Origin of the sequence: Pseudoalteromonas sp. DY56-GL22, assembly GCF_041414715.1 — a bacterium.
In the GTDB taxonomy this organism is placed as follows: Bacteria; Pseudomonadota; Gammaproteobacteria; order Enterobacterales; family Alteromonadaceae; genus Pseudoalteromonas; species Pseudoalteromonas simplex.
On sequence record NZ_JANHZR010000001.1, the window covers coordinates 115,591 to 138,933 of the forward strand.

17 protein-coding genes are annotated in these 23,343 nt (G+C 41.9%); 7 read left to right on the forward strand and 10 right to left on the reverse strand.

What is annotated here, in order from left to right; all coding sequences use genetic code 11:
* The first annotated feature begins 20 nt into the window (after positions 1-20).
* The 3 genes from NO991_RS00450 (at position 21) to NO991_RS00460 (ending at position 5,534) form a co-directional block, all read left to right on the forward strand.
* On the forward strand, positions 21-1,628 hold the full coding sequence (locus NO991_RS00450; protein WP_054553451.1) for a lytic polysaccharide monooxygenase: 1,608 nt from the start codon (positions 21-23) through the stop codon (positions 1,626-1,628).
* A gap of 65 nt (positions 1,629-1,693) precedes the next feature.
* On the forward strand, positions 1,694-4,327 hold the full coding sequence (locus tag NO991_RS00455) for a glycosyl hydrolase family 18 protein (RefSeq protein ID WP_371351516.1): 2,634 nt from the start codon (positions 1,694-1,696) through the stop codon (positions 4,325-4,327).
* 454 nt (positions 4,328-4,781) lie between these two features.
* Entirely contained in the window at positions 4,782-5,534 is a 753-nt protein-coding gene (locus NO991_RS00460; protein WP_371351517.1) for a substrate-binding periplasmic protein, read from the forward strand.
* A gap of 18 nt (positions 5,535-5,552) precedes the next feature.
* Here NO991_RS00460 and NO991_RS00465 read toward each other — a convergent pair whose 3' ends face one another.
* The 3 genes from NO991_RS00465 to NO991_RS00475 all read right to left on the reverse strand — a co-directional run bounded on the left by NO991_RS00465 (position 5,553) and on the right by NO991_RS00475 (position 8,585).
* Positions 5,553-7,058, reverse strand: coding sequence for a DUF2235 domain-containing protein (locus NO991_RS00465; RefSeq protein ID WP_235377850.1), 1,506 nt, complete (start codon positions 7,056-7,058; stop codon positions 5,553-5,555).
* A gap of 129 nt (positions 7,059-7,187) precedes the next feature.
* On the reverse strand, positions 7,188-7,589 hold the full coding sequence (locus NO991_RS00470) for an Hpt domain-containing protein (RefSeq protein ID WP_054553455.1): 402 nt from the start codon (positions 7,587-7,589) through the stop codon (positions 7,188-7,190).
* Positions 7,590-7,643: 54 nt separating this feature from the next.
* Entirely contained in the window at positions 7,644-8,585 is a 942-nt protein-coding gene (locus tag NO991_RS00475; RefSeq protein ID WP_371351518.1) for a diguanylate cyclase, read from the reverse strand.
* 145 nt (positions 8,586-8,730) lie between these two features.
* Between NO991_RS00475 and NO991_RS00480 the strand changes: the two genes are divergently transcribed.
* A complete protein-coding gene (locus NO991_RS00480) occupies positions 8,731-11,178 on the forward strand; it encodes an EAL domain-containing protein (RefSeq protein ID WP_300416523.1) in 2,448 nt (815 codons plus the stop codon).
* Here the strand turns inward: NO991_RS00480 and NO991_RS00485 are convergent.
* The 3 genes from NO991_RS00485 to NO991_RS00495 all read right to left on the reverse strand — a co-directional run bounded on the left by NO991_RS00485 (position 11,175) and on the right by NO991_RS00495 (position 15,387).
* Positions 11,175-11,747: a manganese efflux pump MntP family protein gene (locus NO991_RS00485; protein WP_138619787.1), complete on the reverse strand. Its 573-nt coding sequence runs from the start codon at positions 11,745-11,747 to the stop codon at positions 11,175-11,177. The two genes, NO991_RS00480 and NO991_RS00485, sit on opposite strands and share 4 nt — an antisense overlap.
* Positions 11,748-11,832: 85 nt before the next feature.
* On the reverse strand, positions 11,833-13,962 hold the full coding sequence (locus tag NO991_RS00490) for a hypothetical protein (protein ID WP_371351519.1): 2,130 nt from the start codon (positions 13,960-13,962) through the stop codon (positions 11,833-11,835).
* 120 nt (positions 13,963-14,082) lie between these two features.
* The gene (locus NO991_RS00495; protein WP_166338337.1) at positions 14,083-15,387 is read right to left on the reverse strand and encodes an NAD(P)/FAD-dependent oxidoreductase; all 1,305 of its coding nucleotides are present in this window, start codon (positions 15,385-15,387) and stop codon (positions 14,083-14,085) included.
* A 258-nt stretch (positions 15,388-15,645) separates the two neighbouring features.
* Here NO991_RS00495 and NO991_RS00500 point away from each other — a divergent pair, with 258 nt between their 5' ends.
* Complete coding sequence (locus NO991_RS00500; RefSeq protein ID WP_300357412.1) at positions 15,646-17,580, forward strand: ATP-dependent DNA helicase RecQ; 1,935 nt, start codon at positions 15,646-15,648, stop codon at positions 17,578-17,580.
* Between the two features lie 7 nt (positions 17,581-17,587).
* Here the strand turns inward: NO991_RS00500 and NO991_RS00505 are convergent, their stop codons facing one another.
* The 4 genes from NO991_RS00505 to NO991_RS00520 form a co-directional block, all read right to left on the reverse strand.
* Entirely contained in the window at positions 17,588-18,508 is a 921-nt protein-coding gene (locus NO991_RS00505; RefSeq protein ID WP_371351520.1) for a nucleotidyl transferase AbiEii/AbiGii toxin family protein, read from the reverse strand.
* 1 nt (position 18,509) lies between these two features.
* On the reverse strand, positions 18,510-19,076 hold the full coding sequence (abiEi, locus tag NO991_RS00510; protein WP_235523702.1) for a type IV toxin-antitoxin system AbiEi family antitoxin: 567 nt from the start codon (positions 19,074-19,076) through the stop codon (positions 18,510-18,512).
* A 69-nt stretch (positions 19,077-19,145) separates the two neighbouring features.
* On the reverse strand, positions 19,146-20,513 hold the full coding sequence (locus NO991_RS00515; protein ID WP_300357418.1) for a TrkH family potassium uptake protein: 1,368 nt from the start codon (positions 20,511-20,513) through the stop codon (positions 19,146-19,148).
* The gene (locus NO991_RS00520; protein ID WP_054553462.1) at positions 20,510-21,169 is read right to left on the reverse strand and encodes a TrkA family potassium uptake protein; all 660 of its coding nucleotides are present in this window, start codon (positions 21,167-21,169) and stop codon (positions 20,510-20,512) included. The genes NO991_RS00515 and NO991_RS00520 overlap by 4 nt, the downstream gene beginning before the upstream one ends.
* A 177-nt stretch (positions 21,170-21,346) precedes the next feature.
* On the opposite strand from NO991_RS00520, the gene NO991_RS00525 reads away from it, so the two are divergent.
* Together NO991_RS00525 and NO991_RS00530 are read left to right on the forward strand one after the other, a co-directional pair.
* Positions 21,347-22,651, forward strand: coding sequence for a DUF4118 domain-containing protein (locus NO991_RS00525; protein ID WP_371351521.1), 1,305 nt, complete (start codon positions 21,347-21,349; stop codon positions 22,649-22,651).
* On the forward strand, positions 22,644-23,312 hold the full coding sequence (locus NO991_RS00530) for a response regulator (RefSeq protein ID WP_054553464.1): 669 nt from the start codon (positions 22,644-22,646) through the stop codon (positions 23,310-23,312). The genes NO991_RS00525 and NO991_RS00530 overlap by 8 nt, the downstream gene beginning before the upstream one ends.
* Positions 23,313-23,343: the final 31 nt, after the last annotated feature.

A 23,343-nucleotide genomic window follows, 5' to 3' on the forward strand; every position in this document is an offset into this window, starting at 1 on the left:
TTTCTACAGCGAGAACAACAATGAAAGTAATGAAATCAAAGGCATTGTCTTTATCGGCAGTGGCAACCAGCATGCTGCTTGCCTGTGCATCAAGCCATGTGAATGCCCACGGATTTTTAGAAAGCCCGAAGGCTCGTCAAGCGATATGTAATGCTGATGGTGGGTACTGGTGGCCTGCTGATGGCAGTGGTATTCCTAACCTAGCTTGTCGTGCAGCGTTTGTTGAAGCAGGGCATGTACAGTTTGTTCAAGACATTGAATTTTCAGCTAATACCATTGATTACACAAGCCTTGATGCAGTAAAGCAAAGCGTGCCTGATGGCCGATTATGTGCCGCAGGCGACCCTGAAAAACGCGGTATGGATTTACCTTCAGCGCATTGGCAACGCAGTGAGGTTATTCCTAATGCGAATGGCGATATTTTAGTGCGTTTTTTAGCAAGTACGCCGCATAACCCGAGTTTCTGGCAGTTTTATTTAACAAAACCGGGCTTTGATAGTGCGACTCAAGTGCTTACTTGGGACGACCTAGAGCTTGTTGAAGAGTACGGTAATCTTGATTTTAGCATTGATGCTAACAACGGCCGTTACTATGAAATGAGCGTATCTATTCCACAAGGGCGCAGTGGCGATGCCATTTTATACACGCGTTGGCAACGAGATGATGCCGGTGGCGAAGGCTTCTACAACTGTAGCGATATTAATATTGTCAGCGATGCGACCCCGACAGAGCCAACCGATTGGGCAGCAATTAGCTACTTTGTTCGTCAAGGACAAGACGCTGAGGTTGGCGGTAGAGTGTCAGCGAGGTTATTTGATGAAAATGGCCAAGAGTTACTCACTCAACAAATGCAGATCACAGCTGATAACCAAGCTAATTGGCAGGCTGAATTTGCAGCACTGTTAAACCTTAATTACGCGCACTTAGTTAATATTGGCGTGCAAAATAGCGCTGGAGATATTGCCTTTGATGCGTCTGATTTAATGACTAATCAGGTCTTTACAACGAATGCAAATTACAGCTTTGCACTAAGCGTACAAGCGGCTCCTGACAATACCGCGCCAATTATTCATCAACCAGATGACCTTCAAGTCGAAGAAGAAAGCAGCACCGCGATACACCTACACGCCTTTGATGATCAACAAAGCACATTAACTTATAGCTGGGATGTACCTGCACCACTGAGCTTTACGGGTAGCGATGCCAACATCACGCTAAATGCCCCCTCTGTAGATGCTGATACAAGCTACACCGTAAGAGTATCGGTGTCAGATGGCGAGCTCACAAGCCAAGTAAGTTTTACCGTGACTGTGCTCAATAGCACTGTGGTCGACCCTGATCCAGTTGATCCGAGCGTGCCTGCTTGGAATAGCACAAGCCAATACAACACGGGCGATAAAGTGAGTTTTAACGGCGGAGTTTACAGTGCGAAATGGTGGAACCAAGGCGCACAACCAGACAGTAGTGATGCATGGCAGCTTGAATCAGGCAGTGCATCAATCGAGTGGAACAGCGGCAAAGCCTATCAAGGCGGCGACGAAGTAACCTATCAAGGACAGCGCTATCGAGCGCAGTGGTGGACCCAAGGAGATGTACCGGGTGCCAGCCAAGTATGGACAGAAATCTAAAGTTTTGTAGTTCAAACTTTATCAATAACAGCGTAACGCTATATAAAAACAGATAAGAGAGAATCATGAATATAAAACAATTAAGCGCAGCCATTGGTGTTGCACTCTTTGCAAGTGCAGCGAATGCAGCACCTTCAACACCAACCATTATTTGGGAGCCACAAGAGTACTCATTTGTTGAGGTTGATCTTGAAGGTACAGGCTCATACAAGAGCTTAGTGAACCGCGTTGATGAAGTCACTATCAGCATTGAATGGAACGCATGGAGTGGTGACGGCGGCGACAGCTATAAAGTGTACTTCGATGATATGTTGGTTAATGAAGGGTCACTTGCAGCAGGCACTAAAAGTGGTGTTATTAGCTTCCCGTATGATAAAGCAGGTCGTCACACATTATATGTAGAACTATGTGAAGGCGGTACCACCTGTGCTCGCAGTGAAGGTAAGCCAATTGTTATTGCCGATACAGATGGCGGTCACTTAGCGCCATTGCCGATGGATTATGATCCAAACAACCAAGATATTGGCACCAAAGATGGTCTTGTTACCGGTGCCTACTTTGTTGAGTGGGGTATTTATGGTCGCGATTTCGACGTAACCAATATACCAGCACAAAACCTCAGTCATATCTTGTATGGGTTTATTCCAATTTGTGGACCTAATGATTCGTTAACAGGTGGGCCTAAAAACGCGCTAAATACGGCGTGTGCAGGATCGCAAGATTTTGAAGTGGTGATCCACGACCCATGGGCTGCGATTCAAAAAGCGCTACCAGGTGTTGATAGCAATGACCCAATTCGTGGTACGTATTCGCAGTTAATGGCGTTAAAGCAGCGCTATCCTGATCTGAAAATTTTACCATCGGTGGGTGGTTGGACTTTATCAGACCCATTTGCTTATTTTACCGATAAAGCAAATCGCGACACGTTTGTGGCATCAATGGAAGAGTTTTTAAGAACGTGGAAGTTCTACGACGGTGTAGATATTGACTGGGAATACCCTGGTGGTCAGGGTGCTAATCCAAATTTAGGCGACCCAGTTGCTGACGGCCCTGCATACGTTGCGTTAATGCAAGAGCTGCGAGCGATGCTTGATAAGCTTGAAGCCGAGACAGGTCGTGAGTATGAATTAACATCAGCGATTGGTGCGGGTTACGACAAAATTGAAGATGTCGACTACTCACAAGCTCAACAATATATGGATTACATTTTCTTAATGAGCTATGACTACTATGGTGCATGGAGCAATGTAACGGGCCATCAGGCTGCACTTTATTGTTCATCGCATTTCCGTGTTGGTCAGTGTGATGGCACAGGTGTCGATGAAGAAGGCGTTCCATATAAAGGCCCTGCTTACACAACTGATAACGCAGTGCAAAATCTACTTGCGCAAAACGTACCATCGAAGAAAATCGTGGTAGGTGCCGCTATGTATGGCCGTGGCTGGGAAGGCGTTTATCCAGAAAATGCCACTATCGCTGATAACCCTATGACAGCACCGGGCAACGGCAAACTTAAAGGCACTACAGCGCAAGGCGTATGGGAAGATGGTGTAATTGATTATAAAGGCATCAAAACTTACATGCTGGGCGCTGCAGAAAATGGCATCAATGGGTTTGAAACAGGTTATGACGAACAAGCCGAAGCCGCTTATGTATGGAACCGCAGTAACGGTAAATTAATTACATACGATAACCGTCGTTCTGTTTTGGCAAAAGGTGCTTATGTTAATCAATATAATCTAGGTGGTCTGTTTGCATGGGAAATTGACGCTGATAATGGCGATATTCTTAACGCTATGCACGAAGCGCTTGGTGGCACAGTAACTGAGCCTAGCAATAGAGCGCCAGTGCTATCTGTATCAAGTACCGTATCTGTGAATGCGGGCGAAAGTGTATCTATTAGTGCATCGGCAACAGATGCTGATAACGATCCGCTAAGCTTTAGCTGGACAGCTGACAGCGCGTTAACAGTAAGCGGTGAAAATTCAAATACCCTTGTTATCACAGCGCCATCAGTGACTGCTGATACGCAATACACGGTTGCTGTGAGTGTGAGCGATGGTGAGGCAAGTGTAAGCCGTAACGTCACTGTTAATGTTGTAGCACCAACAACAGGTGAGAACCAAGCACCAGTGGTTGCGGCAATTGCTGATAAAACAGTGGCAGAAGAGGCGAGTGTGGACGTGGCTGTTTCGGCATCTGATGCTGATGGCGATACGCTTTCATACAGCTGGAGTGTGCCAGCAGGCTTAACGTTAGTGGGTTCAGGTGCTGATGTGAGCTTACAAGCGGGCAGCGTTGATGCAGATACAAGTTATGTTGTGTCGGTTTCAGTAAGCGATGGTCAAACTGCTACAGCAGTGAGCTTTAATATTACTGTGACAGATTCTGGTACAACAACTCCGCCAGATGGTGAAACCACATGGGATGCAGCGGCGACTTATGTTGGTGGTGATACGGTGATTTATAACGGCGTAGAGTACACCGCTAAGTGGTGGACACAAGGTGACCGCCCTGATTTAGGCGGCCCATGGGAGGCAACTTCACAACCAACAGATGGGAACGGTGATGTTGTGTGGCAAGCTGCAGGTATCTACAACGGTGGTGACCAAGTCACTCACCAAGGTAATAAATACGAAGCGAAATGGTGGACTCAAGGAGACGAGCCAGGCGTCGCGGATGTATGGAAAGCACTTTAAGTGTAACAACCACATTTAATGCCCATCATTAAAATGTGATTTCCCTTTAAAGCAGCCGCATGGCTGCTTTTTTGTGGGGGAAGTAGGTTGGGTAGAACGGAGTGAAACCCAACATAATCCATGTAAACCTTTTCTAATTTCTTATCTTCAGACGCGCGAAACAAGTTTCACGCCTACGGGGGAAAACATAGGCGCTGGGGCGTGATGTAAAAACTCTGCTACAGACTCGTATCTCGCACCTCGAATCTCTTAACTTTACTCTTTCCCCTTGAAACTCGCTAACTTAAGACATTTCCCGGCTAAAGCCAGTCCTACGGGCTGCCACCTCGCATTTCGGAACTTTCCCCTTAAAACTTACTAACTTTCTGTTTCTCATTTCATACACTGATCTTTCAGGCATTATCAACCATACTTGAATAATATGATCTGTAAGTATTTAAGCTAAGGTGGATAAATGAGGTTAAGCGTGTTGTTTTTACTTACCGTTTTTGTATTTAGTAACTCGGTATTTAGCTGCGATAAAACCTTAAAAGTGGGAATTAGTCAGCAGTGGGCGCCTTATGTCTTTACGCAAAACGGTGAACTCACCGGCATAGATATCGATGTGGTCAACTTAGTACTAAATGAGGCAGGGTTTTGTGCAACATACGTCGTCATGCCTTCATCTAAACGCGGGTTTACAGAGCTTAAACACGGTAAAGTCGATTTACTACCTGCCGCAAGTTATAGCACAGAGCGTGACTCTTTTAGTTTTTTTTCAGAGCCTTACCGTAATGAAGTGATGCGCTTGTTTTGGTATCCTCATGGCCGGTTAGAGTCTTTAGACTTGCAAGGTTTGCTCGAACATCAGCAAGTTATTTTAACTAACAGCGGGAGCTACTTTGGATCTGACTTTACTCATTTAAAAGAAGAACCAAAGTATAAAGAGCTACTCGTTACTGTACCCTCTTTGCGCCAGCGGCTAGCTATGCTGGTTGCTAAGCGGGTCGATTTTTTTGTTGATAATGAATTAGCCGGTTTATATTTAATTCAAAAAAATAACCAGCAGGGGATCGAGTTGCATCCGTATATTGTCAATAATGACAGCGTCCATTTTATGCTGAGTGAAACAACCCTTTTAGCAGAAGACAGAGCAGCTATTAACTCAGCAATTATAAACAACCAGCAAGCGATAACCGAGATTATCGCTCGCTATGTTAAGCACTAAGCTAGCCTAATCACTAAATTATCCTAAACGAGTCACACGCAATTTAATTCGCCCCGCATTCGCCCCATAAAAGCGGTTTAGGTCGTTGGCAAAAGGACAAAACTCACCTGATTTAGCAATACGAATATCAGCACCCTCAGCAATTTCAAATAAATGATCGTCGTTGTTATCGATAGCACCAATTAGCGCAAACCATTGTGCGTGGGGTAAACGTCTAAACGGTTCAAGCACGGCCATTGGGATTTCTTTCACCCCAAGTTGGATATTGTCGCGGTGCCAACCTGCAGGTCCGCAACTAATGCCGTCGTCATACCAAGTTTGCTCTGGGTAAGGCGTAAATCGGTACGTGCCACCTTGCTCTAACATTAAGCCTGTGTGATTGTACTTTTCAGCGCCATACACAAACACATCTTTACTTTCGTCTATGCCCAACACCGTCATATTTTGTTTATCAAGCGCAATATGTGGGCTTAAGCCTTTAAATTTCAAGCGGGTTTCATCGCTATAAAGTACATCGTAATGAAGGCTTTTTAACGACTCCGGACGATAGCTCGTTAGGCGATTAATGCGCTCTGCTACTGTGTAATGAATGGTTGGTGCGAGCGTGCTTTGTTCGTTATCAACCAATACACAGCATTCGCGATCTACCAGTTTGAACAACGGGTTAAACCAAAAATAGTTTTGCTGATGACTAAGAGCCAGCGGATCTGGGGTAACGGTTACATCATCTTGTGCAATGAGGTTACGATGCTCTTCTGGGAGCAGAGTGTTGTAATTGATATCCGCGCTGGTAAGTAAGTTTAATGCAACGGTTTGTTCAATCAGCCACTCAATCGCATAGCGCAGACAAATGTCTGCTAAGCCATCACGATAATAGCCGCCACCCACATCAGAATGGGCGCCTGCAAACCAGATCTCTTGCACATGCGGTGCACTGTTTATAAGTGTGGGTTCAAATGCACGGCGTTTTTCATCAAGTGCCACGCAATGAAGGGCAGCTTTTATATTGCTTGCTAGTGTGTAGTTTTCAAAAATGACATGCTCAGCACCGCGGGTTGCTTTTGTTACTTTCGAAAAGCCTATTGATGCAACGGTATCGAATACACATAAGTACACATCATCACTGATAAGTGGCTCTAAACATTTGGCAAAGCGCCTAGCAAGAGCAGCACCGCGGCTAAAACCAGTTAGAAGTACCTTGTCGCCTACATTGTAATAGCTTTTAAAGTCGCCCATAGCCCGGTTTAAAATGCTGGCAACATCATCACCTCTTGGCGCAAGGGCTTGATTGAATAAACGTCGAAAGCGACTACCTTGGGTGCCTATACCTTGATAATAAAAGCTAAGTTGAGTAGGAAATGGTGTTGCGGGTTCGCTATTGAGTGCGCCGCCAAACAATAAATGAAGTTTAAGAATATTAGAAATACTGGCGTCTTCTTTGAAATGTGCGGCGCTGAATTGTTCAGCATCACGAGGCTCACTGCCTGTGCCATCAAAGTTGAAAATCAGCGTTTTAGCGGTCATAGCGTCATTCCTTTAGTGGTTTGTATAAACATACTCCCACTTTATGAAAATTTGAAGACAAAGATTCACCTAGACGAGCATTTTTGATGCTACGCTAACGTGGCTGCTAAATTAAAACTAAGTGGTTTATCAAGAGGTGTATTTTTGTAAGATTGTCAGTAATACTTGGTAGTCTTTTTTTATTTCAAATAATTTCGATTGTATCTCCTCAAAAGGGTGACGCTCATTGGCGATTAATACAATTAATTCGCTTAGGTGTTGATCTAATCTTGTAGCACCTAAATCGCCGCAGGCTCCTTTAAGTGAATAACTGGCTGATGTAGTTGTTTTAAAGTCTCTGTTCTGTATGGACTGAGATAGTGACGCTAATTTGACATGAGAACTATCTAAAAACATTTTGCTTACTCTAATGAGCAAGACCTCATTGTTCATGAGTCGGTAAAGTGCCGCTTTTTTATTCCAATGGTTCAATTCTAAACTTTCGCTTTTCGAGTTTGTTGTTTGCTGCTTCCCTGACATCTCACTGTTCATTTTTTATTTGCCTTTATAGTTATGTCATTTTGAAAAAATCTACAAAAATTTAAATTATTCACTGGTTGCGATAATACAAACGCAGCGATTTCTTCCTTGTTGTTTAGCCTGATATAGCGCTGTATCTGCACTGTTGATTAAATTTTCTGGAGTAAAATTTTTATGATCTGACAGTGTTGCGCTTCCCACGCTTATCGAGACTATTCCTGACTCTGTAGTTGGGTGTTTAATAGCTAGATTTTTAATGTTGGCCAATAGCTTATGAGCAATAAACTGTGCTCCTTGAATATCGGTATCAGGTAAAATACAGAGGAATTCTTCACCACCGTAGCGAATAGTTGTGTCTGTTGGTCGGTTAATACTATTTTTGATTTCTGTAGCTACTTTTATTAAGCAGTTGTCGCCTTGTTGATGTCCAAGCTGATCGTTGTATTGTTTAAACCAGTCTATATCGATCATCAGCACAGATAGTGCCTGACTATGACGTTTCGCAAGTAATAGATTTTGCGTCAGAGTCGTATTTAAAGAACGGCGGTTTTTTAATCCCGTTAGGCTGTCTTGCTGTGTCTGTTGTTTTAAAAGATCTGCTTGTTTCTTTAATGTCAGGTGTGCAGTCACTCTGTTTAGAAGGGTTACACCATAGACTGGCTTAGTTACAAAATCCACAGCGCCTGCTTGCCAGCATTGGTTTTGGTCTTCTTGATCCATAATTGCAGTGATGAATATAACCGGAATATCTTTATAAGAAGGGTGAGCTTTTAGCTCTTTACACACATCAAGACCACTCATAGACCCTAACATGACATCTAACAATATTAGATCGGGTTTAATAGAGTCACAAACAGACATCACTTCTTCACCACAATTAATCGTGTGGGTTTTAAAATGTGATGCTAGTAGGCCTTCAATGACAGTCGCATTGATTGGCTCGTCATCGACTATCAAAATGATGGAATCATCAATCAGTTTGTTGTTATTTACTTCATTAGATTGCAAATTATCTTCTCCCTGAGTGTTGATTAAGCATAGACTGAATTTTTAGAATTTCTACAACTAAAGAATGGAAAATTATATTTTTTATTGGCGCTACTGATGAGATAGGACTAGAGTTTTTTTAGTTACATTAATTGAGGTCATAGTCTTGCTTTTTTCTCATCTAAATAATCGGCAGAGTAAAATACTCGTTGTTGATGATGAACCTACAAGTCTATTGGTGATGACTGAGGCTCTTGGTGATTTAGGTGAAGTTATTGGATGTGCGTCAGGAGTTGAAGCCTTAGGCGTAGCATTTTCATTCAGGCCCGATATTATTTTACTTGATATTGAAATGCCAAATATGAATGGCTTCGAAGTATGCAAAGCAATTAAACAAAACCCACTAACAGCCCTATCAATCGTTATTTTTGTTACCTCGCATAATGAACAAATATTTGAGTATCAGAGTTTTGAGAATGGTGGAGTTGATTTAATTCATAAGCCTGTAGACTTAAATCTATGTCGGTTGAGAATAGTAAATCATCTAAAAATGAAGCAACAGGAAGTGCAAATAAGTACTGCAAAAGATGACGTTGCGGCACTAATAGCTCAAGTTCCGGTATTTATTTCTTATTGGTCAGTGCAAGAGCTAAACCTTTTTAATAATGACATGACTTGTCAGTGGTTTGCCGTAAGTGGCAATGAGATGATTGGCCACAGAGCTAAAGATATTCTTCCTGATGATCTATACCTTGCTTTGCATAACTGTTTAGAAGAGCAAAAGCCGCAGGAAGTGTTAAATGTACCGTTTGTCGATCCGAGCGATAATATTGAGCATGTTAGGGCACAAATTAATTTACAATTTCATGAAGGACAAGCGGTAGGCGTTATATTGACGCTTACGGATATTACATCAATTAAGCGCACTAAAAAGTTATTAGCTGCTGAGTCTGAGCGATTGCGAGTAATGCTCAACTCGATTGGTGATGCGGTTATCGCAACAGATAATGAAGCCCATATTACGTTTATGAATCCCATTGCTGAAAAGCTAACGGGTTATTCAGCACAGCAGGCTCAGGCAAAACATATTGATGACGTGATGAAGTTGACTGATGCGTATTCAGGACAAAACCTAGTTAATCCTATCCTACTTGCTTTGCGAGAAAATCGTATTGTTGCTATGTCGTTAAATACCCAATTAACAGCATTAGATAACCGTGTTTATCGAGTCGAAGATTCTGCTGCGCCAATTCGTGATGATGATGGTCGTGTCAGTGGTGGGATCATCGTTTTTCACGATGTTAGTGAGTCAGTGGCAATGGCAGTTAAAATGAGTCACCTTGCTAATCATGACTTACTAACCGACTTGCCTAATCGAGTCTTGCTTTATGATAGAGTCTCCCATGCTTGCAAAGTAGCCAAGAGCAAGGAGCAACAAGTTGCTTTAATTTTAATTGATATTGATCATTTTAAATACTTGAATGACACACTTGGTCATCAACAAGGTGATTTAATAATTAAACTTGTTGCGAAGCGATTAGAATCTTTAATTGATTTAAACTACACATTAGCGCGGATCGGCGGTGATGAATTTGCGATATTAATCCCTGAAATAAAGCTAACATCAATTATTGATGTGATTGCTACTGACATCATTAATACAATGAGTGAACCATTCAAAATTGATGAACAACCTTATATTTTGTCAGTGAGTGTAGGTATTAGCATTTATCCTAGAGAATCAGTGACAGCAGAAGATATGATGACTCATGCTGATGCCGCTATGTATAAAGCGAAAGAGCAAGGACGTAATCGCTTTTGTTATTACTCAGATGATTTAGAGCATCAGTTTAAACAGCGCCAAAGTGTTGAAAAACTGATTCGTACTTCGATAGAAAACGACAAGATAGAAGTTTATTATCAACCCAAGGTCGCACTGGGTTCACAAAAAATAGTCGGTGTTGAAGCACTTGTTCGGTTACGAGATACTAATAATCAAATTATATTGCCAGTTGAATTTATTCCTTTAGCTGAAGAGACTGGACTTATTAACGCTCTTGGTGAGTCAGTTTTAAAGCAAAGTTGTTACGCAGCAAAGGAGTGGTTAGATAAAGGCTTTCGTATCAAGGTTGCTGTCAATATTTCAGCAAAGCAGTTTACGGATAAAAACTTTTGCAACTTTGTGGCGCAAACTCTCCAAATGTCGGGCTTACCGAGTGAATTGCTCGAATTAGAAGTTACAGAAAGTGCGTTAATGGAAGATTTTGAAGTAACTAAGAGTATGCTGAATGATTTAGCGGTGCTTGGCCTGACTATTGCGATTGATGATTTTGGAACGGGTTATTCCAGTCTTTCATATTTAAAGCTTTTTCCGGTCGATGTTTTAAAAGTAGATCAATCATTTGTTAGAGACATGATGGTTGATTCGCAGAGTATGGATATAGTCAAGACAATAACAAGCTTAGCTCATTCATTAAGTCTATTAATTGTTGCCGAGGGAGTAGAAGAAAAACAGCACCTAAATAAGTTGATCGATTTAGGCTGTGAACTTGGGCAGGGGTACTATTTTTATAAGCCCATGCCCAAAGAAGAGTTTGATAAGCTATTAGTTTAAGTCACGGTATGGCTGTATAGGATGCCACAGCCGATAAAAATAAGTGCAACACCGCCAATTGCTTCGGCTTTTTTGCCTACCCAGCCACTCATTACGTTACCAAGTAGCGCGCCGATGGTAACCATAATTGTGGTTGCTAGGCCTATCATGGCGGCAGCTAAGTAAATATTCACTTTCATGAAAGCAAGGCTGATACCTACTGTCATAGCATCTATACTGGTGCCAACGGCAGTTAGTAGTGTGGCAATGAAAGAGCGCTTGGTATTCGGTGCAAGTTCCTCTTCATCGTCGTCATCTTCTTTACGACTCTCAAGCAACATATGAATACCCAAACCCACTAACAACACAAAGGCAATCCAGTGATCAAAGGCTTCAACGTAATCTGCACCGGCACTGCCAATCAGCCAGCCAACAATCGGTGCGATAGCTTCGATACAGCCAAACAATAAACCAAGCTTGATTGCACTCAGAACACGAGGGTTTTTAAGTGTACTGCCTTTGGTGATTGAAGCTGCAAAAGCATCAGTCGACATTGCAAGCGACAAAACGCTTAGCGTAATAATATTCAATTTTTGCGCCCCACAAAAAGTGGGCATTATACGCGGCGAAGCTCAAAACAGATAGGTTAATTTACGGCTCAAATAGGTAAGGAGCTTAATAAGCGCTGTACTGATAGTTATTCATTACAGTGCCATCTTTGGGTGCAAGTTTTGGCTCAAGTTTAATAAGCTCTTCATAAACATCAGGAACAAAAATTTTTAGACGCTCGGCACGACGAAAGTGGTTAGGCTCATATTGGTCAATAAGTTTTAATGCGCTTGGCATATAGTCAGCGAGGGTTTGTGTGTTATAGCTTTGCTCCAGTGCTTGATCGAGAATATCAAGCCCAGGTTTAGAAAAGTCATGCGCAACTGCAAGGCTCATTAAAAACTTAACAGCTGCATTTGAATGCATGCTTGCATAAAAATACATGTCGTTGTTTTGCATCTCTTTTAATGAAAAATCAAAGCCGTTATCAGCTAATGTCTGCCATTGTGCTAATGGCAATTTAGTAAAAACATAAAGATTCTTAGGTGCAGTTGGGTCGACTCTGTTTTGCCAAATAGACGTTAATTGTTGAGCGTTTTCTATTGTTGCTGCGAGCAACATATTTGTCTGGTGGGTACTCAGTTTTGCTGTTTGGGTGATACTGGCAATGGTATTAAAGTCTTTTTCAATAATTGCTTCTTTGTAGGTTTGGTACTGCGTTGAGGTTTGATATTTATACTCATTTGAATGCAAGAATTGCCAATTATGAACCTGCACAGGGTCGATGGCTTGAAGCATATCGGGAGTTAGTAAGCCTTGTTGCGCTTCGAGTGTTTCTAATTCTTTGAGTGCTTGAGAGCGTGTTTTTATCGCTTCTAGCGAATAAATCCGCTGATCTATCGTTTCACACTCAGGAGATATTTTTTTCGCTTGCTGTTTTTGTAGTTCATAGGCGCTGAGTGCTTTTGATATTGCAGAGTTATCTTTTTCTTTACGTTTAAATGCTTGGTTATTTGGAATTAGCTTTAAATCTATAAACTGAGAAAAAGCATCATTAGCAACTTGGTCGCCAACAAATAAAAGGCTACTCGGTAACAATGAAGATTTAAGCATCAGCAGCCTATCGTTCGGTGTGTCGCGTACAAGCTCGCCGTGAGCTCGATAACCCTTATTTTTTAGATAACTTAGTGTTTCTATGTGTTTGCTCTCTAGTGGCTGCACTTCGCTATTTGAGCTGCCTTTTAGGTTTACAATGGCAATATCCATCGCTGTAAATACATTTGGCTGATTAGTGGGCTCAATACCTCGCTCACTTAATAACTTTAAAATTGGCACGTTAAATTCACTCACAGCGACATCTGCAAGGTTTAAATACAGTTGTTCATCCATAAAGTCATCACTCATTGCTGTAGGCGAGCCGTTTAGCTGTGCTGTTTGAGAGATGAGCGCTGTTAGGTAATCATTAGGTAAGTTGATTTTTAAAGCCACAGCAATGTCGTTAACAGTAAACTCTTTACTAGATATCGCGTTTTCAAACTCAGTTAAACTAAGCGCATGAGCATTAACAAGAAACAAAATAGATGGTGAAATGAGCCTTGATGGGCCGATTTTAAACGGCGTTTTTAAATAGGTATTAAAATCATCGTTGTTATCCAATAGTTTGTACAATGCTGTTTTGTTTACTTGCTCAGGTAATGGCACATTAAACATCATTGAGCCAGTATTTTGACTAAGGGGTCCATCAATTGCCGTTAGTTGATTGATTGTATCTATATCAAAATAATCAATGACCTCAAGCCCTTGCCAGTTTTTTAATATGCCAACTGATGAGGCATATTGAAATTGCTGTTCTGCATTTTGTTTGATGGCGTTAATAACTAAGGTATTAAATGAACGGTAGGATATTTTCACAAGTTCCGAATAACTTGAAATATCTTCAAGGGAGTCGCCGTCTTTTAGTGCTTGTTTAATCGCTGCTTCTATTTGACTGTGATCAGCTGCAGCTTGAGTGGCTTTTAAACTTTGTTGCTTACACTGGCGTTTGGCTAGCTTGAGTTTAGCCAGCTCTGTTGCTTTGCTATTTTGCAGGCTTAATGGTTCAAATAAACTCGTAGCGTTATTTTGTTTAGCTGTAGCAGCAGTAGATGTTGATATTTTACTGCTTATCGCTTCGATGGGAGTGGGTTTATCTAATATCAGGTAGGTACCAAAGGCACAAACCCCTGCAAAAACGGTTAGCGAAATACCTTTTTTCATCTTCAATCCATGGATCTATCTTGCTTGAAGTGTATGACTTTGTAGAGTGATGTCAATTACCTAGGGACGAAGTGCATAAATAGCCGACAAACAACTAATTTGCCGGCTTTATGCCGTAGCTTAATGCAGTTTCATTTTTGGCCTAACAACGCGGAGTACTTTTTCGCTGATCCACAGTGCAAAAGTTTTTGCACTGCCATGGATAGCACGTTGATGCATACGATAGAGCGAAATATACATAAATCGCGCTATTTTACCCTCTATAAAAAAGCTATTACTGGTTAGGTTGCCCATTAAACTGCCTACCGTGCTGTAGCGTGACAAGTTAACTAAAGAGCCATGATCACTGTAGGTAAAGGCACTGAGTGGCTGGCCTTTGAGTGTGGCTATTAGGTTTTTTTCAACACATTGTGCCATTTGATGAGCCGATTGCGCTCTGGGTGGCACTTGTGTGCCATCTTCTTGAGTAAATGCACAGCAATCACCAATCACAAAAATATCGTCATTAACGCTACTTTGCAGATATTGGTTCACCTTAATTTGGTTATTGCGGGTGAGCTCAAAGATACCAATATCTTTAATGAAATCAGGTGCTTTTACACCCGCAGCCCAAACCATAATGTCGGCTTTGATATGTTCATCGTTTTTGGTAATAAAGCTGTTTTCTGTGGCTTCTTTTACTTGCGTGCCTTCGCGGACTGTTACTCCTAATTTAACCAGTTCACGCTTAGCTGAGTTTGCAATGCGCTCGGGTAATGCGGGCAAAATTCGCGGCCCCGCTTCAATTAAATCAATGTGTAAGCGTTTCGCGGTCATTTTATTAAGGCCATACATTTTTAGCATGTCTGACACATGATAAAGCTCTGCCGACAGCTCAACCCCGGTTGCACCACCTCCCACTATGGCAATGGTTAAAGAATGTTGTGGGTCGTCATCTTGATGTAAGCGGGTGAAGTTATCGAGTAGAGCATGCTGAAAGCGCTCAGCTTGTTGGTTTGAATCAAGGTAAAAACAGTGCTTGTTAACACCTGGGGTATTAAAGTCATTACTGACACTGCCTATAGCAAGTACAAGGTAGTCATAACTGACTTGGCGCTCAGGTAAAATACGGTGGCCAAGTTCGTCTTTTAACTCACTTAAAGTGATAGTTTTGTTGGTTTGATCTAAGTGGCAAAAGCTGCCGAGTTGAAAATTATAATGATGTTTTGCTGCATGAGCTGAGTATACAACGCCGTCTAAATCGGCATCAATCGACCCCGTCGCTACTTCATGAAGTAACGGCTTCCAAATATGGCTGCGGTTTTTATCGATTAAAAGTATCTCTGCTTGACGTTTTTTCCCGAGTTTGTGTCCTAATTGTGTTGCTAGCTCTAAGCCACCAGCGCCACCACCGACTATCACGATTTTAGGAGGTTGGTTAATCATTACGTTGCCCTCAAAAGTATAATACCTAAACACTCTTGCGAAAAAGCGCTTAGGTATTGCAAGTCCATCCATCAATACCCCATGGCAACGCGCCCATTGTGCGCCTTTTTACTGGTTTTGTCAGTACCTGTTAAGAACAATATAGTGCGCTTAGTTATATCAATGGCCTTGGGAGATTGAGTTAAACACGTTAACATGGCTAATTCGCAGTAAGAGACCTATCATTACCTGAAAAGGGAATGAAAGTGAGGGATCAGGATGACTACACCACTACACACTTCGTTGAATCAATACTTTGGCTTTAATGAGTTTCGCCAAGGTCAGCAACAAACCATTGAGCAGCTATTAAATCAGCAATCGTCGTTGGCAATTTTTCCAACTGGCTCAGGTAAATCTTTGTGCTATCAATTAACCGCATTGCACTTACCCAACTTGACCTTAGTGGTATCGCCATTATTGGCACTGATGAAAGATCAAATCAGCTTTTTAAATAGCAAAGGTATTTACGCGGCAAGCCTTGATTCAAGCCAAACCAGTGAGCAAAGCCATACGGTAATGAGTGATGTGCGAGCAGGGAAGGTGAAAATTTTAATGGTCTCAGTTGAGCGTTTTAAGAATGAGCGCTTTCGTGAATTTATTAAACAAGTGCCTATTTCGATGCTGGTGGTTGATGAAGCACACTGTATATCTGAATGGGGCCACAACTTTAGGCCTGATTATCTAAAACTGCCGCGCTATCGTGAAGAGCTTAATATTCCGTTGGTATTGCTACTTACCGCCACCGCAACTAAAAAAGTAAAGCGCGATATGTGTGAGCGTTTTGCCATTGCCCCAGAATGTGTAGTGCAAACAGGCTTTTACCGAAGCAACCTCGATTTATCAGTGCTCAGTGTTGCAAGCCAAGAAAAACCTCAGCAATTAGCAAATATCATAGCCAGCCAACAAGGGGCAGGGATTGTCTATGTCACCTTACAGCATACTGCTGAGCAAGTGGCCGAAGGCTTGGCAAGAGCGGGCTTTAATGCAGTGGCCTATCATGCAGGCCTTGAGGATGATAAACGCTGGCAAATTCAAGACGATTTTATGGCGGGTAAAATTAATATCGTCGTAGCAACCATTGCTTTTGGGATGGGTGTTGATAAGTCTGATATTCGTTTTGTGATCCACTATGATTTGCCAAAATCGATTGAGAACTATAGCCAAGAAATTGGCCGCGCAGGGCGAGATGGTTCGCCTTCAAACTGTTTTACCCTAGCAAACCTTGATGGCTTAAATACCGTTGAGAACTTTGTTTATGCCGACACGCCCGAGCAAAGTGGGATTGACTATGTCATTAATAACATTCGCAACGAACAAACGAACAACCAGTGGGAAATGCAAGAGTACAGCTTATCTAGCGAAAGTAATATTCGTGCTTTAGCGTTAAAAACCTTACTAGTGCAGTTAGAAATGCAAGGGGCTATTACGCCTTTATATGCCTATTACGCCGATTTTAAATATAAGTTTTTAACGGATCAAAACGAGCTACTTAGCCAGTTTGATGCTGACCGACAAGCGTTTTTACAACAGGTATTCAAACACACTGAGTTTAAGAAAATTTGGGGCACACTTAATTTTGATGCGTTAACCCGTGCCACTCAAGTTGATAGAAAACGTGTGGTTGCAGCGCTCGATTATTTGGCCGAGAAAGGTCATATTGCCCTTGAGACCAAACGCATCACGCAAGTGTATGAGGTGAATAACTCGGTAATAAACCACGCAGATTTAGCACCGCAACTTCACCAATATTTTATCGAAAAAGAACAGGCCGAAATTAAACGTATCGCCACTTTAGTGCGCTTTTTTGAGCTAGATAGCTGCTTAAGTTATAACTTAGCCCGCTATTTTGATGACCAGAATGCACCCCAGCAATGTGGCCATTGTTCAGTGTGTAGAGGCCAGCAGGTAAAGCTAAGTTATTCATTAGTGCATCAAATGCCTGAGCAAAATGTGATTGCCAGTAAAGTTGCAGAGCTTAAACAGCACTTAGCCGCTAAAGGAATTAGTGATGTCAGCATCGATACTCAGTGCCGCTTTTTAGCGGGCATGAGCGTGCCTTTATTTACCCGTAATAAAGTCAGGCAGCTTTCAGGTTTTGGCCTTTGCGAGCCGCAGCGCTACAGTGACATTAAAGCCTTGCTACAGCAGTTGTAGCAGGGTCTTACATTTTAAAATCAGGCTCTTTAGCTTCGGTAAACATTTTTGACAGAACTGTCTTGAATAACTCTGTCAGGGTGTTTTGTAAGTACAACTGAAACTTTTCTTTACCGAGAGTTCTATCGAATACTTCGGTATCTAAAAAGCGTTTCATTTCACCGATAAACTCAGGGCTCGTGGTAAGTTCGGGTAACCTATCAATTAAATGAGAGAGCATGGGCTGATATTGCTCAAGTTGATAGTCAGCAACTTTATTTTTAACTAGTTCAATATCTAATTGAGCCCCTTGCTGTTGCAACCAAGCAAGATCCCAAATGTCTCGATGTCGCACATACTTTGTTGTGGCTGGTAATGAAATTATTTTGTCAGCCATCACCTCATCGAGTGTTTCAGCTAAGATCAGTGTATCGCTGTATCCATCAGGCAGAAAATCATAGTTCACATTAAGTGGTAAAGGCTGCTTTGTGTAGGCCGGAATATTGGCAACTTCTAACTTAATTTTTTGTTTGGGTAAATCCTTTCTTTGTGGTGCAGTTACTACTGCAACTTGCCACTTATCAATTTTTAATTCTGAGTATTTAGGGTCTTTTTTTAACTCTTTCGGTTCTTTAACCGTCACCTCAAGGCCATATCTTTCGCCAATATACTTTTCAATACATGCTTTGATATCTTTTAACATGAGTGAATTGAATTCTTTACCACCAGCAAAATCTAAATCTTCACTAAAGCGATTTCCGCCGTAACATAATCCTAAAGAAGTACCTCCTTGAAATACCAGCTTATCAAGAAATCCACCTCTTTCGAGAGCAAATAGGATGTCGTAATGCAATAACTCTTTTTCTATAACAGCCCGCATATGAGAAACATTTGTGGTTTGCATAGCGAGATTTACCAGTTGCGCAAAGTTCTCTTGTTCAGTTTTCATCTTATGCTTCCTCTGCAATTAAATGAGTATTTCGGCCAACTCTTTTTAAATCCCTTAGAGCAGTATTTTTCGTTGCAAATCTCAAAGAGCGATCTGTTTTCATTGTGTTTTTTAGAATGTCTAAACGGTCTCGCTTAGTGTGAGTAAATTCAATTGTACCAAAAGGCGTTTTATATTCACCCGAGCGTCCTGTTGTCATAATGGTCAATCTGCCAACGGGGATTTGTGAAATAATTCCATACTCTGAAAGTGCAGACTCTAAACTAACGTAATTGTACTCACCACGGCGGATTGTTTTTGCAATTAGCTCCAGCGTATCACTTCCTTTTGACTGAGCAAGAGCGTAAATAAAAATGCCATTTGCAACTCTAATTAAAAAGCCATCATCGATGAGTCGAGAAATCCCCGCTCTCAAGCTCCTATTAGTATCATCAAAAAAAATCTTTGCAAAATCAGACATTGTAAAAATATAACGTCCTTGTTTATCAAATTCTGATAGCTTTTTGATTGCATCTGACTTTTTCAATTTATTTCTCAAGTAATGATTAATGGCATATTTATATGTCATTATTGTAGACTTATTTTAGTGCTTTTCAAGTTCACAAATTTAACACTAAAAAGTGTCAAAATTGTACACTTAACCAATTTGAATACTGGTAGTCGGGTAGGTCAAAGGTTGGCTGTGCTGGCGAGCAAAACAATAAGCAAAGGTTAATGGCCCAACCCGACCTATCAGCATCAGCAGTATGATGATGAGCTGACTAGGCGCACTTAAATCCCCAGTTATACCTCGCGAAAGGCCTACGGTACTGAGTGCCGAAATTGCCTCAAAGGTGATATCAAGTAACGACCCTTGTTCAAGCTTAGTGATGATCATAATGCTGGTAAAAGCGATAAATAAGTACAGTATCATGACGCTTAATGCCTTGATCACTAACTTGTCGCTCAGCTGGCGGTTAAACACGGTAACCGTGGTTTGCTGTTTTAAATAGCTGCGCATTGCTAAAATTAGGATCACAAAGGTGCCTAGTTTTATGCCGCTCGCCGTACTGACTGAACCACCGCCAATCACCATCAGCAGCATAGTCAAAAGCGTTGAATCTTGACTCAAACCATCAATCGGTAGGGTATTAAATCCTGCTGTACGAGGAGTCACCGCTTGAAACCAAGCCGTTAATATTTGCTCAGACGTTGATAGCGGCGCTAATGTCGTCGGATTGGCGTGTTCAAAGAAAAAAATCAATATAAATGCGATGCAGTTGAGCACTAAGGTGGCAATTAACACCAGGCGGGTATTGGTCGATAGTAATGACCAGCGCTTTTGTTTGTAGATATCAATCAGTACAGTAAACCCTAAACCACCGATGATAAACAAAGCGGTGATCACTACGTTTACGGTTATATCGCCCTTGAATGCCGATAAGCTATCGCCACTTAACGCAAAGCCCGCATTATTGAACGCCGAAATCGTATAAAACAGACTGTGATAGGCGCTTTTTAGTGCGCCATAGTCATCGAACCAACTAATAAAGAGTAAGCAAAATGCCACCGACTCAATCACTAATGAATACACTAAAACATACTTAGCAACTTTGATCACCGAGGTTAAATCGTTAGTGTCAAAAGCGCGGCTAGCGAGTAAGCGTTGTTGTAAGCCTAGGGTTTTTCCTAAACTTAGTATTGAAATCACCGCCACGGTCATAAAGCCAATGCCACCTATTTGAATCAGCAGCATGACCACGCTTTGACCAAATACAGTCAGATCAGTACCTGTGTCGATGACCACCAGCCCTGTTACTGTAACCGCAGAGGTTGCCGTAAATAATGCATCGAGCCAGCTGATCGGTTGGGTGCTTGCCATTGGTAGCATAAGCAAGCCCGTGCCGAGCATAATTAACACAATAAAGCCGATAGTAAGCACTAAAGGTGGGTTTATTTTTTGCCGCTTACGGCACTTTACACCGCTAAATTGTTTTGGATAAACGTTGGCTTGCCAGTTGATCATAATGCACGAAACCGTTTTGCTAATTTAGTTAAGTAAGTTTTAGAGCCCAGTAGCACCAGACTATCGCCGTGACGCAGTTCGGTGTCGTTAGTCAGCTCTGTATTGAAGTAATCATCACGTCGTAGTGTGAGTGGTTTAATATCGCTATTACGTTCTTTGAGCAGCCAGCCAATTTTGCGACCTGAAAGCTGCAGATCAATGCCTAGTTCAACAATAAACGTGGATTGGTTAAGCGGGAAATATTGATTAACCATTGGGTAGTTAAGCGCTTGCGCAACCCTCACGCCCATTTCTTCTTCAGGGTGAATTATGCGGTCAACGCCAAGTTTACTTAGTATTTGATGGTGGCTTTTGGTACAGGCTTTTACCCAAATTTGCTTTACGCCTAAGTTTTTTAAGTGCAATACACATAAAATACTGGCTTCAATATTCTCGCCAATGGCCACCAATACGGCTTGGCAACTGGGTAAATCGAGCCGTGCTAATTGTGTTTCATCACTGGCATCAACCACCACGGTAAAACTGAGTTGGTCGGCATAGTGATTAACGGTGCTTTCGCTAATATCGGCGGCACACACTGTATGACCTTGTTTTGAAAGTTCTAAACAGGCGGTTACGCCAAAACGTCCTAATCCGATTACTGCAAACTGAGCCATAGTCTTTCTCGCTATTGTGGGTACGCGCTAAATGCTAATGGCAAAAAAACAGAAGTCTCTAGAGAGCTTGAAAGCTTTATAAAGATTTTATGCCGAGATAAAAAAACTTTATAAAAACTTTATAGTGACAAAATTGAAAACCCTTTAATCTAATAGGGATAAACAATAAGTGAAAAGATGATGCAGTCAGTATTCAAAATACAGTATTTAAAAGCCGCATTTTTAAGTGTGTTGATGCCACTTGTCGTGGTGCTTGCGATATTCCCATTTCGAGAACTGTTTACAACCACCGATATTGTGATGCTACAGCTTTTGTGGGTGACATGGGTTGCGGTGCGCAGTAATCGCCGTGTTGCAGCACTTACCACCTTGGTGAGTGTTGCCTGCACGGACTGGTTTTATGTGGTGCCTTACTTTACTTTTCATATCGAAAATATTGAATATGTGGTCACCTTTTTGGTGATGCTGATTGTGGGTTTAGTGATAAGTCACCTTGCCGGAGAGCTCAATACCAAGGTTCGCGATGTGCAAGCCTATGCAAGTAATAGTCGCTTATTGTATGAGTTAGCAAAAAAGCTTAATGATCTCGATAGCCTTGAGGAGCAAAAGCAGCTGTTTTTAACAACCATGAGCGCGCATTTAAAGGTTGCGTGTGATTGGCAGCTAACAGCGTCAAAGCAGTTTATTTATTTAAACGAACAACAAGCGGAATTTGGTGGTATTGCGTTTGCCAAAACGCTAAATGCAGAGCAACAGGCTTTGGCGAATACAGCGTGTTCTTTACTGTATCAGGTTCAAGAAAAAACCTTATTACGCGAGCAATCAGCGGCGATAAAAGTACAGGCGGAGCTAGAGAGGTCAAAAAACACCTTGTTGCGCAGTTTATCCCATGACTTACGTACGCCATTAGCGACCATTATGGGCGCATCAAGCATGTTGGCTGATGATGATATCCAACTAAGCTCTGAGATTATCAAAGAGCAAGCTGCTAACATTTATGAGCAAAGTAAAATACTTAACCAGCACTTTGATAAAGTCATGGAGCTCAGTAAAGTTAATAAGTTAGCTGAGAATATTAAATGGCAAAAGCTGCCTATTTTGACCTTAATTAGCGAGGCAAAATCTCGTCGTCAGCAGCAACTACAAAACTTTAAACTGAGCATCGAGGCTCAGCAACAAAGCATCTGTTTTGGCGATGAAACCCTACTAGAAATTGCCTTTGCCAATATGCTCGAGAACGCAGCTCGTTACGGAGATGGTTCGGCGAACATGCAATTTATTGAAACACGCAATGAATATCAAATTGTGTTAACCAATCCTTTTGCGAATAAGCATGAGACGAGTCAAGATGAAGGTGTTGGACTGGGGAGTGTGATTTGCGATGTGGTTGCTAAATGTCATCAAGGGCGCTTTGAATTAACCCTCAATGAGCAAGCAAAGCAAGCAACAGCTATATTAATTTGGAGTAACAGTCGTGGCTAATATTTTGGTTTTAGAGGATTCACCACCTCTGCAAAGTTTTTTAAAAACACTATTAAAAGCCAGTGATCATGAAGTTAGTGTGTGCGCCAAAGGGCTTGATGCGTTTGCACTATTAAGCCAGCAGCAGTTTGATTTAGTGCTGCTTGATTTAGGCTTGCTCGATATGGATGGGCAAGATTGGCTGGTGGAGTTTAGGCAGTGGAGTCTGCTCCCTGTATTAGTACTTTCTGCGCGCGACGGCGAAACAGAAAAAGTCACCGCCCTTGATAACGGCGCCAACGATTATCTAACCAAACCATTTAGCGCAAACGAATTACTAGCGCGCATTCGGGTGCTACTTCGCACACAAACAACACCCAGCCTAACTTTGCAATGTGGCGATATTCACATCGACCCACATAAGCACGTGGTCCGTAAAGGCGCTGAAGAAGTCAAACTAACTAAAAAAGAGTACGCTATTTTACTGTTGTTGTTTCAGCAAAAAGATAAGGTGTTAACGCATAACGCTATTTTATCTGAAGTGTGGGGAGAGCAGTATATTAATCGCCCCGAATATGTTCGTGTACATATTGGTCAGTTAAGACAAAAACTTGAACAAAATGCGGCGAGCCCTAAACATATCTTAACCGAGCCCGCCGTAGGTTACCGCTTAGTTGAATAAACTATCTCTTTACCTCGCTTTGGGTTGAGTT